This is a genomic window from Curtobacterium sp. L6-1, assembly GCF_018885305.1.
Taxonomy (GTDB): Bacteria; Actinomycetota; Actinomycetes; order Actinomycetales; family Microbacteriaceae; genus Curtobacterium; species Curtobacterium aetherium.
On sequence record NZ_CP076544.1, the window covers coordinates 438591 to 450854 of the forward strand.

The 12264-nt window shown below is 72.5% G+C and carries 12 protein-coding genes; 5 read left to right on the forward strand and 7 right to left on the reverse strand.

Going from position 1 to position 12264, the window contains the following annotated elements:
• Nucleotides 1-71 precede the first annotated feature (71 nt).
• Nucleotides 72-242 carry a hypothetical protein gene (locus KM842_RS02055; RefSeq protein WP_216260491.1) on the reverse strand — a complete coding sequence of 57 codons (171 nt, stop codon included), beginning with the start codon at nucleotides 240-242 and terminating at the stop codon, nucleotides 72-74.
• A gap of 66 nt (nucleotides 243-308) precedes the next feature.
• Nucleotides 309-857: a TetR/AcrR family transcriptional regulator gene (locus tag KM842_RS02060; RefSeq protein WP_216260492.1), complete on the reverse strand. Its 549-nt coding sequence runs from the start codon at nucleotides 855-857 to the stop codon at nucleotides 309-311.
• Between the two features lie 123 nt (nucleotides 858-980).
• On the opposite strand from KM842_RS02060, the gene KM842_RS02065 reads away from it, so the two are divergent.
• The 5 genes from KM842_RS02065 to KM842_RS02085 all read left to right on the forward strand — a co-directional run bounded on the left by KM842_RS02065 (nucleotide 981) and on the right by KM842_RS02085 (nucleotide 7297).
• Nucleotides 981-3002, forward strand: coding sequence for an aldo/keto reductase (locus KM842_RS02065; protein ID WP_216260494.1), 2022 nt, complete (start codon nucleotides 981-983; stop codon nucleotides 3000-3002).
• Entirely contained in the window at nucleotides 2981-4003 is a 1023-nt protein-coding gene (locus KM842_RS02070) for a LacI family DNA-binding transcriptional regulator (RefSeq protein WP_216260496.1), read from the forward strand. Before KM842_RS02065 ends, KM842_RS02070 begins: the two co-directional genes overlap by 22 nt.
• 307 nt (nucleotides 4004-4310) lie before the next feature.
• Nucleotides 4311-5834, forward strand: a complete 1524-nt coding sequence (locus tag KM842_RS02075) for an MFS transporter (RefSeq protein WP_216260498.1) — start codon at nucleotides 4311-4313, stop codon at nucleotides 5832-5834.
• Between the two features lie 155 nt (nucleotides 5835-5989).
• Complete coding sequence (locus KM842_RS02080) at nucleotides 5990-6637, forward strand: flavin reductase family protein (RefSeq protein WP_253206208.1); 648 nt, start codon at nucleotides 5990-5992, stop codon at nucleotides 6635-6637.
• Nucleotides 6638-6682: 45 nt separating this feature from the next.
• A complete protein-coding gene (locus tag KM842_RS02085) occupies nucleotides 6683-7297 on the forward strand; it encodes a superoxide dismutase (protein WP_216260500.1) in 615 nt (204 codons plus the stop codon).
• 136 nt (nucleotides 7298-7433) lie between these two features.
• Here KM842_RS02085 and KM842_RS02090 read toward each other — a convergent pair whose 3' ends face one another.
• From KM842_RS02090 to KM842_RS02110, 5 genes are all read right to left on the reverse strand, one after another.
• Complete coding sequence (locus KM842_RS02090) at nucleotides 7434-8009, reverse strand: TetR/AcrR family transcriptional regulator (RefSeq protein ID WP_216260501.1); 576 nt, start codon at nucleotides 8007-8009, stop codon at nucleotides 7434-7436.
• 124 nt (nucleotides 8010-8133) lie between these two features.
• A complete protein-coding gene (locus KM842_RS02095) occupies nucleotides 8134-8466 on the reverse strand; it encodes a hypothetical protein (RefSeq protein WP_216260502.1) in 333 nt (110 codons plus the stop codon).
• A gap of 112 nt (nucleotides 8467-8578) precedes the next feature.
• Nucleotides 8579-10168, reverse strand: coding sequence for a serine hydrolase domain-containing protein (locus KM842_RS02100; RefSeq protein WP_216260504.1), 1590 nt, complete (start codon nucleotides 10166-10168; stop codon nucleotides 8579-8581).
• The gene (locus KM842_RS02105) at nucleotides 10165-11514 is read right to left on the reverse strand and encodes a cryptochrome/photolyase family protein (RefSeq protein ID WP_216260506.1); all 1350 of its coding nucleotides are present in this window, start codon (nucleotides 11512-11514) and stop codon (nucleotides 10165-10167) included. Before KM842_RS02105 ends, KM842_RS02100 begins: the two co-directional genes overlap by 4 nt.
• Nucleotides 11511-12026: a MarR family winged helix-turn-helix transcriptional regulator gene (locus KM842_RS02110; RefSeq protein WP_253206209.1), complete on the reverse strand. Its 516-nt coding sequence runs from the start codon at nucleotides 12024-12026 to the stop codon at nucleotides 11511-11513. Before KM842_RS02110 ends, KM842_RS02105 begins: the two co-directional genes overlap by 4 nt.
• Nucleotides 12027-12264 lie beyond the last annotated feature (238 nt).

The window sequence follows — 12264 nt, forward strand, 5'->3', positions numbered from 1 at the left end:
GGTCACGACGGCCCGGCGACGACGACGGCCCCGCACCGATCAGGTGCGGGGCCGTCGTGGTCGTGCTGAGGTCAGCGCTTGCCGAAGACGTGGATCGGCAGGTAGAACGAGAGGCTCATCAGGAGCACACCGGCGATGAACACCAGCGCCTGGCCGGAGTCGACCTGGAACGCGAACCCGAACAGGTACATCGACACCAGCAGCAGCAGGATCGAGAAAACAGCGGCGATGACGCGGCCCACGGTGGTACCTCCGGGAATCAGCGGGTGGATCGCCCTCAGTCTATCCCCAGGAGCGGGTGCGCTGGTTCACGCGGTGGGCTTGGTGGCGATCAGACGGTCGACGACCTCGAGCAGGGCCGACATGTCGACGCTCGCGCGGTCGGGGCGGACGTCGCTCGCGGCACCCAGGGACGCCGCGTGGTAGAGCCCGTCGCCGAGCAGCTTGACGGCCTGCGCGGTCGGGACGTCGCCGAGTGCCTCGACGAGCGTGGCGAGCCAGGCGTTCTCGGTGTCGTCGAGGGTCCGGCCGGCCTCCTCGTAGCCGGCCTGCTGCAGCCGCGAGGCCGCGAGCAGCGCGAGGTCGAGCTCACTGCCGACGAACTGGCAGTTCTCGACGAAGTAGCGCGCGGGACCGTCCTCGGCGGCGCGCATCCGTTCGATGTCGAGCGCGGACAGGTCGGCGAGTCGCTCGCAGAGCCCCTCGACCAGGGCTGCCTTCGATCCGAAGTGGTACAGCAGTCCGCCCTTCGACACCCCGGCGCGAGCGGCGACGGCATCGAGCGTCGCCGGCCGTTCACCTTCTTCGCACACGATGGCGACGAAGCTGTCGAGGACGCGGTCGCGAGCACTGGCCATGCGCTGATTCTACGGACACGCGACTCTCCATCGCGCCCGTGAACGTTCACGACCGCTTGCCCAGCAGCCGGTCTGCCGTTAGCCTCGCCGAGACCGTGAAGGTTCACGACGAACAGGATCCGCATGTCAGCGCAGACCGCGACCACCCCGACCACCCCCACGTCCCCGCGGTGGGCCGTCCTCGGCCCGGGCAGCATCGCCCGCCGCTTCCTCTCGCAGCTGTCCGCGAGCGGAGGCGCCCTGGTCGCCGCCGGCAGCTCGTCGCCCGAGCGGGCGCAGGCCTTCGCGGACGAGGCCGCCGAGCGGGGCTTCACCGACGTCACCGCAGGCACGTACGACCAGGTGCTCGCGGACCCGCGGGTCGAGGCCGTCTACATCGCTACCGTGCACACCGGCCACGCCGACCTCGTGCTCGACGCGCTCCGAGCGGGCAAGGCCGTGCTCTGCGAGAAGCCGCTCACGCCGAACCACGGCACCACGATGGCGCTCGTCGACGCCGCACGCCAGGCCGGGTTGCCGCTCGTCGAGGCGTTCATGTACCGCTTCCACCCGCAGACGGCCGCGCTCCTCGACCTCGTGCGGGACGGGGCCGTCGGGACCGTCAGCCACGTCGACGCCTCGTTCGCCTTCCGTGCGGGCGAGCGCACCGGCCGGCTCTTCGAGGTCGACACCGCCGGTGGCGGTATCCTCGACGTCGGCTGCTACCCCGTCACCATGACCGCGGCGGTCGTGCAGGCCGCCACCGGCCTCCCCGTCGTCGAACCCGTCGAGCTGACCGCGACCGGCACCCTCGGCCCGACCGGGGTCGACGAGTGGAGCGTCGCCCACGCGACCTACGCGTCGGGCGTGACCGCGAGCCTCCGCACCGGCGTCCGGGTGGAGGACACCAACGCCGTCGTCGTGCACGGCAGCCGCGGCACGATCACGCTGCGCGACCCGTGGACCATCGGCGGCGAGCCGGTCATCGAGGTCCGCACCGTCGACGCCGAACCGACGACGACGTCGTACGCCGACGCCGCGCCCTACGGACTCGAGGCAGACGCGACCATCGCCGCGCTCCGTGCCGGCCGCGTCGACGCCCCGCAGATGACGACCGACGAGACCCTCGCCACCGCCCGCACGCTCGACCGCTGGCGTGCCGCGATCGGCCTGCGCTACCCGTTCGAGGCCGAGACCGCCGACATCCCGACGGTCGGCGGACGACCACTCGCCGTCGCCGCGGACGCCCCGATGGCGTACGGCGAGCTGCCCGGGATCGACAAGCGGGTGTCGCGCCTGGTGATGGGTGTCGACAACCAGCCCGACCTCGCCCACGCCAGTGCGATCTTCGACCACTTCGTCGAGCAGGGCGGGACGGTCTTCGACACCGGGTACGTGTACGGCGGCGGTGTGCTCGAGGGTCGACTCGGCGCCTGGATCCGGAACCGTGGCATCCGCGAGGACGTCGTCGTCATCACGAAGGGCGCGCACACACCGTTCTGCGACCCCGAGTCCCTGACCCGCCAGCTGCTCGAGAGCCTCGACCGGCAGGGCACCGACTACGCGGACGTCTACATGATGCACCGGGACAACCCGGACATCCCGGTGGGGGAGTTCGTCGACGTGCTCGACGAGCACCGCCGCGCCGGACGCATCCGCGTGTTCGGCGGCTCGAACTGGACACGCGACCGGTTCGACGAGGCGAACGCGTGGGCGGCGGCGAACGGCAAGTACGGTTTCGAGGTGCTCAGCAACCACTTCGGTCTCGCCGAGGCCCTCGACGTCCCGTGGGCCGGCTGCGAGCACGTCACCGACCCGGCGTCGAAGCGGTGGCTCGAGGAACGCCAGGTCCCGCTGCTGCCCTGGTCGTCGCAGGCACGCGGGTTCTTCACCGGCCGGGCACGTCCGGACGACACCAGCGACGCCGAGCTCGTCCGCTGCTACTACTCGGACGCCAACTTCGAGCGGCTGCGTCGTGCCGAGGAGCTCGGTTCGCGGTTCGGCGTCCCGGCGACGGCGATCGCCCTGGCCTACGTGCTGCACCAGCCGTTCCCGACCTTCCCGCTGTTCGGACCCCGCACCATCGCCGAGGCCCGGTCGTCCATGCTCGGCCTGACGGTCGACCTCACGCCCGAGCAGGTGGCATGGCTCGACCTGCGCGACTGAGCGGCGCCGGCGGGCGGGCGACGATCCTCGACGTCGCCGCGGCCGCCGGGGTGTCCCGGCAGACCGTCACCCGCGCGGTGAACGACCTGCCGGGCATCAGCGTCGCGACCCGGCAGCGGGTGCTCGCCGCGGCGGAGGCGCTCGACTACCGACCCTCGCGCTTCGGCCGGGGGCTCGTCTCCGGCGGCGCGCACCAGCTCGGACTGCTCGTCGACGACCTGCGGAACCCGTACTCGCCGGAGCTCGCCGCGTCGGTCCTCCGGCTCGCCGCGGCGCGGGGGTGGACGGTCGTGCTCGCCGACGTCGGGCTCACCGGTGACTCGGACCGGTCGGTGCAGGACCTCGGCGCCCAGAGCGACGTCGTGATCGGGTACCTCGGTGCCCGCGCGCCGGAGTGGTTGGAGCGGCTCGGCTCGGTACCCGTGGTCGAGCTCGACCCGGCCGGTCCGGCGCTGCGCGGCGCCGTGCGGCTCGACCCGTCCGAAGCCGTCGAGACCCTGGCGGACCACCTCGTGACCGTCGGCGTGAAGCACCCCCTCGTGCTCGACGCACCGTCCGCCGCGGTCGGTGCGGGCCAGCCGAGCGCCCGCGGGCAGCTGCTGCTCGACGCACTCCGGCGCCGCGGGTACCTGCCCCGGCACGTGCTCGCCGGGGCCGCGTCGGCGGATGCCGGTGCCGCGGGGACGAGCGCGGCCCTCGCGGCGCACCGCCGGGTGGACGCCGTGCTCGCCTTCAACGACGTGATGGCCCTCGGCGCGCTCGCGGCGTGCCGTCGGGCGGGCGTCGACGTCCCGGAGCGCGTCCGCGTGGTCGGCATCGACGGGCTCACCCTCGGCACGCTCGTGGCGCCGACGCTGACGACCCTCGCGGTGGACCTGGACGAGGTCGCCCGGCACGCGGTCGACCTGGCACTCGGCATGCTCGACGGCTCCCTGCCCCGTTCCGGCGACGCCGTGCAGCGGGTCGTCCGGCACCGGCTGTTGGTGCGCGAGTCGGCGTAGCCGGGGGAGCGGGCGGGGCCGGGCGCCACGGCTGGCCGGTCCGCGCCGCCGTGGCCGGCGGCCGGAGGGCCGGGCGGTCCTGACGGTCTGCTCACCTCGTCGGGCGGTGGCCCCGCCGGTCGGGAGTCGCGTGGCGGCCGCGATCCGCGCCTCCCGGCCGCTTTTGGTTGCATTTGCAACCGTAACCGTCCGGACGGTACACTAACGGGACCCTGACGGGACGCGTGACGACTTCCGCGTCCCGTCTCGTCTGCGTCCGGCCCCTGCGGCCGGGGACGCCGATACGCTCGAAGTCCTGGAGTCCGCCATGTCCGCACTGCTCACCAGCCCCGTCGCCACCCGGATCACCGCGAGTCGCGGGTCCCGGTTCGCCGCGCTCGCGGTGCTCATGCTGCCGGTGCTGCTCATCTCGGTCGACAACACCGTCCTGAGCTTCGCGCTTCCCTCGATCGCTCGCGCCCTGCACCCCGACGCCACCACGCAGCTCTGGATCGTCGACGCCTACCCGCTCGTGCTCGCCGGCCTCCTCGTCGTGATGGGCAGCATCGGTGACCGGATCGGCCGGCGTCGGATCCTGGTCATCGGGGCGACCGGGTTCGCCGTGCTCTCCGCCGCCGCAGCGTTCGCCACCGAGGCCTGGATGCTCGTCGCGGCCCGCCTCGCGATGGGCGTCTTCGGCGCGATGCTCATGCCGGCGACGCTCTCGATCATCCGCAACGTCTTCCCCGACGCGGGGGAGCGACGTCTGGCGCTCGCCGTCTGGTCGACCATGTTCGCCGCGGGCAACGCCCTCGGCCCACTGGTCGGCGGCGTCCTCCTCGCGCACTTCCACTGGGGCAGCGTCTTCCTCGTCGCCGTGCCGATCCTCGTCGTGATGCTCGTCGCCGTGCCGTTCTGCGTGCCCGAGTCCCGCGACCCCGAGCCCGGACCGGTCGACGTGCCGAGCATGCTCCTCTCGCTCGGCGCCCTCGGACCGCTCGTCTGGGCGATCAAGTCGCTCGTGCACCCCGAGGAGCGCGGTCTCGCGATCGCGATGGTCGCCGTCGGCGTGCTGTGCGGCGTGGCGTTCGTCCGCCGGCAGCTGCGGACCCGGACCCCGATGCTCGACATGCGTCTGTTCCGGAGCACAGCGTTCACCGGCAGCGTGCTCATGAATATGGCCGCGATGTTCTCGCTGACCGGCTTCCTGTTCTTCATCGCCCAGCACCTGCAGCTCGTCGCCGGGCTCGACCCGTTCGCCAGCGGCCTGGTCCTGGTCCCCGGGGCCGTGCTCACCGTCATCGCCGGACTGGCCGTCGTGCCGGTCGTCGCCCGCGTCGCCCCGCGCTGGGTGGTGTCCGTGTCGCTGCTGTTCTCCGCCGCCGCGTACGCCCTGGTCGCCGTCCTCGGCCACCACGCGACGATCCCCGCGCTCGCGTTCGCCTTCGTGCTGCTCGGCATCGGCATCGGCGCGTCCGAGACCGTGACGAACGACCTGATCATCTCGACGGCCCCGGCGGACAAGGCCGGTGCGGCGTCGGCGATGTCCGAGACCGCGTACGAGATCGGTGCCGTCCTGGGCACCGCCGTCCTCGGCACGATCCTGGCGACGGCCTACCGCGCCAACGTCGTCGTGCCCGAGGGGCTGTCCTCGACCGCGCACACCGCCGCGGGGGAGACCCTCGGTGGTGCGGTGGACGCGGCCTCCGAACTCGGCGGGTCGGCGGGACGGGTGCTCCTCGAGTCCGCACGCGCCGCGTTCGACTCCGGTGTGACGACGACGGCGGGCGTCGCCGCGGTGCTCATGGTGGTCGCGGCCGCCGGCGCGGTCGTGATGCTCCGCCGACGCTGACCGGCACGGCCCCTCGCTGAGCGGGAGGGGCCTCCGCCGACCGGCAGGAGTCCTCGCCGGCCGGCGTCGTCGCGTGCCGCGGACGGGCCGCGCGGCACGCCCGGGATGCGCTGATCCTGTGAATCGTGGACCGCCACCATGGGTCAGGTCCTACGTTGGGAGGTGGCCGCGAGCACCGCGGTCACACCCACGAACGAGGAACGACCACGACTGACACGACCGACGCCGCCGCTGCGCACCAGCAGCCCGACGTCCCCCGCACCGACCCGACGTCCGCCGCGGCCGCTCCCGCGGCAGCCGAGGCCACCCCGGCCGACATGACCGCCGCGTACAAGGCCGCCTTCCGTGGGCACCCCGCCGGTGTCGCCGTCATCACCGCGGAGGGGCCCGACGGGCCCACCGGGCTCACGGCCTCGAGCGTCGCGTCCGTCGCGGTCGACCCGCCCGTCCTGGTCTTCTCGCTCTCCACCAACTCCGGGTCCGCCGGCGTCGTCCTCGGTGCGCCCGTGTTCGTCGTGCACCTCATGGACGCCCGCGGTGTGGCCCTCGCCAAGCGCTTCGCCTCCACCGGCAGCCCCGCGGCCGACGACCCGATCTGGGACCGGCTGCCCTCGGGCGACCGGTACCTGCCCGACGCCGCCAGTGCCCTGCGCTGCCGTCCGCTCTCGACCACACCGATCGGCAGCTCGACCGTCGTCGTCGCCGAGGTGCTCGACATCGTCGTCGGGTCCGACCGCGGCGAGCCGCTGGTCTACCACAACCGGGAATTCCACTCCCTGACCGATCGTTCCCGCCTCTCGTGAGCCGCGGGACCACACGCCCCACATCACCGATCGAAAGGACCGCACATGGCTGAGTACACCCTGCCCGAGCTGCCGTACGACTACGCCGCCCTCGAGCCCCACATCAGCGGCAAGATCATGCAGCTGCACCACGACAAGCACCACCAGGCCTACGTGACCGGCGCCAACACCGCGCTGCAGCAGCTCGGCGAAGCCCGCGAGTCCGGTAACTTCGGTGCGATCAACAAGCTCGAGAAGGACCTCGCGTTCCACCTCGGTGGCCACGTGAACCACTCGATCTTCTGGACCAACCTCGGCCCGGACACGAAGGTCCCCGAGGGTGAGCTCGCCGCCGCCATCGACGAGTTCTTCGGCTCGTTCGAGAAGTTCCAGGCCCAGTTCGCCGCGGTCGCCAACGGCATCCAGGGCTCCGGCTGGTCCGTCCTCGCCTGGGACGTCGTCGGCCAGAAGCTCGCCACGTTCCAGCTGTTCGACCAGCAGGGCAACATCCCGTTCGGTCTCGTGCCGATCTTCATGCTCGACATGTGGGAGCACGCCTTCTACCTCGACTACCTCAACGTCAAGGCGGACTACGTCAAGGCCGTGTGGAACATCGTCGACTGGGAGAACGTCGCTGCTCGTTTCGACAACGCCAAGGCACAGCGCTTCGTCACGCTCTGACCCGCACGGGTCGCTGACGCGACCGACGGACGGACGGGAGGCCCGGTACCAGCTGGTACCGGGCCTCCCGTCCGTCGGTGGTCCGCCGCGGCAGCGGCGACGGGCCTCGGTGTCCTGCCGCGGCAGCGGCAACGGATCAGTGGACGGCGACGCTGACCTCGGACGCGATGCGCTGCGCGACGCCGCGGAGCACGACGTCCGTGTGCGCGACGTCGCCGTCGAGGACCGCACCCCACTGGGCGCCGCGGCAGGCGAGCACCGCCGCCCGGGCCACCCGCTGAGCCGACCGGTCGTCCGCCCCGTGCGCCCGGCACCACGCGGCGAGGGTCTCGATGTGCGCCCGGTGGAGCCTGCGGTGCCGGTCGTGCTCCGTCAGGCACTCGACCGACCCGAGCTCGAACGTGAGCCGGGCGGCGAGGAAGCGGTCCCGCTCGCCGAGGTGACCGAACACCGCCTGGAGGTACTCGGCCAACCCGGTCTCGTCGGCGTCCGGGTCGAGCCGGACGGCGTGCACGTGGCGGTTGAGGTGCTCGACGACGGCGTCGATGAGGCCGTCGCGGGAACCGAAGTGGTAGACGATCGGGTACGCGCTGGTGCCCAGGGCCCGACCGAGACTCCGCACCGAGACGTCCTCGAGGCGGGTGGCGTGCAGGTGGTCGGTGACCTTGCAGACGATCGCGGGCTTGAGTGTCGGGTCCGGTTTGCGCGGCATGGTCTCTTCCAGGACGAGGTGCGGAGGCAGCTGACCGCCACGAGGACGAGCGAGCATGTGAGATGTTACCGTACGCTCCTGGTCGGCCGGTGACGAGTGCTCGCACCCGAGGCGAACCGGTGCCTCAGGCGATCACCGGTCCGAACCAGAGCAGGACCGGACCGAGGGCGAGCAGGACCGCGCTCAGGGCGGCGACCATCCCGCTGTGCCTGCCGACACCCACCTTCCAGGCGCGACCTGCCAGCACCAGGGTCACCCACCCGCCGGCCCACGGACCCGTGGCCAGCAGGAACACGACCGGGTACAGGAGCGGGCTGCCCTGGCCACCGGTCAGCAGCACGGGCAGCCACAGGACCGCCCAGAGGACCGCGAAGCCTGCAGCGGAGCAGATCAGCAGGACCCGTGCTGCGGTGTACCACCCGGTGCCGGGCGGCTCGGACTGGACGCTCGAACCCACTGCTCGATGCTCCTTCACTCGGGATCGCGATCCCTGTCGTCGTCGTGACGGTCGGCGGTTCCGTCGGGTCGACCCGGGGCCGGCGCACGGGCACCAGCCTCCTCCTGCCGTGTCAGGCGGAGGCCTGCTCCCACGGGGCTGGCTCGGCCCGCACGAGCAGGGTCTGGACCGAGCCCGCGGCCAACGGCGCCAGCCGGATCTCCACCCGCAGACGGCTACGCGCGCCCGGCAGCCACCAGCGCAGGTGGGTCGGGGACGCGGACTCCTCGGCGACGGGCTCGGCGGTCAGGTCGACGTCCACCGCCTCGACGGCCTGCGTGACGGCCGCCCGTCGCCGGTCCCACGGCACGTCCATGGGCACGTTCGGGGTGCAGATCGACGCAGCCCGTTCGTCGGACCAGTCCGCCAGCAGACGGCGCACGGCTCCCTGGGCCGCACGGGTCTGGGGCAGCACGGCTGCGGTGCCGGGTGCTGCAGGGCGGGGTCCGGCCGCAGCCCGTGCGGGGGGAGCGGTGAACGCAGGGAAGGCATCGGCGAGGACGAGGTCGAGCGCCTGCCCGGCAGCGACCGACACCTTGGCCTGCGTGGCGTTCTCGAAGGCCACGACACCGAGGCCGGTCGACGTCGACCACCGCATGTGAGCCGAGAAGCCCGGGTAGCCCCCGGAGTGCGAGACGATCGGACCGACGAAGGGGTCGTGCTCGACGAACAGCCCGAAGCCGTACCCGGTCCCGCGAGCGGAGCCCGGGAGCGCCTCGGCCGGGATCGCCCGCATCGCCTGCTGCATCGCACGCCGGTCAGCGGTCCCGATCGGGTCGGTGCCGGGGCCACCTGCGGTCCCGGCCCCGGCCCCGGCCCCGGTCCCCGTCGAGGTCGCGGTCCGGGTCGGGGTCCCGATCACCGTCGGGTCCGGGCGATCGGCGCCGAACGGCGGTGCCGACCCGTCGAAGGCCGACGCCAGCCACGTGCCCCAGCGCGCGAGGTCCCGCACGGTCGAGAACAGGCCGCCGATCGGCGAGAACGCACCCGGCCCGGTCGTGGGCAGGGCCTCCCAGGCGTCACCGACACGACGGTGTCCGGTCACGACGTGCCCGCGGGCGTCGGCGGCGGCGAAGACGGTGTCGTCCAGTCCGAGCGGCCGCAGCACCCGCTCGGTGGCGAACCGGGTGAACGGCACGCCCGTCACCGCGGACACGACGCGGCCGAGCAGCGCGTACCCGAGGTTCGAGTACGCGAAGCGCGTGCCCGGGACCGAGTCGAAGAGCAACCCGGCGCGCAGGACCTCGTCGAGCTCGGCGTCGGAGATGGACTCCTGCCGGTCGCCCCACGGGTCGTCGGTGGGGAAGCCGGCGGACATGGTCAGGAGCATCCGCACGGTCGGGACGGGGGAGTCCGGCGTGGGGAGGCGGACGGCTGCGAAGGCGGGCACGAAGTCCGTGACGGGAGCGTCGAGGGACAGTACGCCCCCTGCGACGAGACCGAGCAGCGCGGTGGCGGTGACGCTCTTCGTGCAGGACGCGATCCGGTACACCGTGTCGGCGTCCGGCGTGGCGCCGTCACCGCGGTCGCCGTGACCGCCCGAGGCGATGAGCCCACTCCGGTCGAAGACGCCCCACACGCTGCTGGGGGCCACACTCGACTCGACCCGCTGCCGGTGCAGCGCGTCGACGGCCTCGAGTGCCCGTGCGGTGACCGCCGTCATGCGCGTCGCATATCGGCGTAGGCGTCGAGCGCGCGCTGCCGGGTCGCCTTGAGGTCGAGCATCGGCTCCGGACGGTCCTCGTCGGCGGGCACCCAGCGACGGACGTACTCGCGGTGCGGGTCGAACCGCTCGAGCTGCCGGTCCGGGTTGAAGACACGGAAGTACGGAGCGGCGTCGAAGCCCGAGCCGGCGACCCACTGCCAGTTCGCCGCGTTGTTCGCCGCGTCGGCGTCGACCAGGGTGTCCCAGAACCACTGCTCCCCGATGCGCCAGTCGACGAGCATGTTCTTCACGAGGAAGCTCGCCGTCGCCAGGCGGACACGGTTGTGCATGGCCCCGGTGTGCCACAGCTCGCGCATGCCGGCGTCGACCAGGTCGAACCCGGTTGTTCCGGCACGCCACCGGTCGAGTTCGTCGTCCGAGGCGTCCCGCCACGGGAAGGCGTCGAACTCGCCGCGCACGTTGGTCCGTGCGATGTCGTCGCAGTGGAAGTACTCGTTCCAGTTGAACTCGCGCCAGGCGAGTTGACGCAGGAACGCCGGCGCCGCGCGACGCTGGTCGGGCTCGAGCGTCTCGTGCAGGCGGTGCCACACCTGGTACGGGCTGATCTCACCCCACCGCAGGTGCGGCGAGAGGCTGCTCGTCGCCGCCTGTGCCGGTTCGTCACGCTGGTCGTAGTCGGCCAGGGCCTCGTCGATGAACCGCTCCATGCGGTCCCACGCGCCGTGCTCGCCGGGCGTCCACGCGTCACGCATGCCGCCGGCCCAGTCCGGGGTGGTCGGCAGCAGCGCCCAGTCGTCGAGCGCGTCGGAGTGGACGTCGGCCGGCGCGGCGATCGTCTCCGGTTCGGGGACGGGGTGCCGGGGCTCGGGCATCGCCTGGGCGGCCCGCCAGAACGGGGTGAAGACCTTGAACGGCTCGCCCTTGCCGGTGAGGACCGTCCACGGTTCCCAGAGCAGGGTCGCCGCGGCGCTGTGGGCGTCGATCCCGCTCTCGACCAGCCCGGACTTGATGCCCGTGTCGATCTCGCGTTCGACCTTGCCGTAGCGGCGGTTCCAGAACACCGCGTCGGCGCCGGACTCCTGCACGAGGGACGGGATGACCTCGGCCGCCGGGCCCCGTCGGAGCACGAGTGCCGAGCCGTGCGCGCGCAGGTCGGTGTCGAGCGCGGCGAGGGACTGGTGCAGCCACCAGCGGGCCGCGGCGCCGAAGGGCCGGATGCCGTCGCTCTGCTCGTCGAGCACGTAGACGACGGTGACGGGGCCGCCGCGGTCGACGGCCGAGCGGAGTGCCGGGTTGTCGGCGATGCGCAGATCGTCGCGGAGCCAGACGACGGAGCCGCTCATGCGCTGGCCCGGTCCGACACGGCGGTGGGGACGCCGACGACGGAGCGGCGGCTCGGCGTCGTGTTCGCGGCCGCGACCCGGAGCTTCGTGCAGAGTTCGGTGAGGGTCCGCAGTTCGGCGTCGTCGAGCCCGGCACCGACCTGCGCGGCGATCGTCGACGCGTGCTGGACGGCGACCGCCCGGTACACGTCGAAGCCGTGCGCGGTGAGGGCGACGATGACACCGCGGGCGTCGGTGGGGTCGGGCTGCTTCTCGACGATGCCCTTGGCCGCGAGACGGTCGACGAGCCGACTGACGCTCGGCTGTGTCAGGAGCAGGTGGCCGGTGAGGTCCCGCATCCGGCAGCGACGGCCGGGCTGCGTGGACAGGTTGAAGCAGACGTCGTACTCGTTGAACGAGATCTCGGCGGAGGGGAACTCCGTGTTGAGGTTCCGCATCACGGTGACCTGTGCGCGGAACAACGACTCCCACGCGGCGACCGCCGTGGCCTTCTCACTGCGGTGATCGCTCACGGACCACTCCCTCCGACTGGTGGACCACCACCCTACCGACGGGGTCGGACAACAGAACGCGGGCCGGCCGTCCTGGTGGACGACCGGCCCGCTCCCTTGCACCAAGAGATTCCTGCAATCACATTCCACAGCCGGTGCCACAGCAAACACCGACTGCACGACCGACTGTATAACGAAGCGGTAACGCCAGGGAAGGCGGCCACGCCGTCTGTTCCTGCGAGTTCCCCGAACGCCGGGC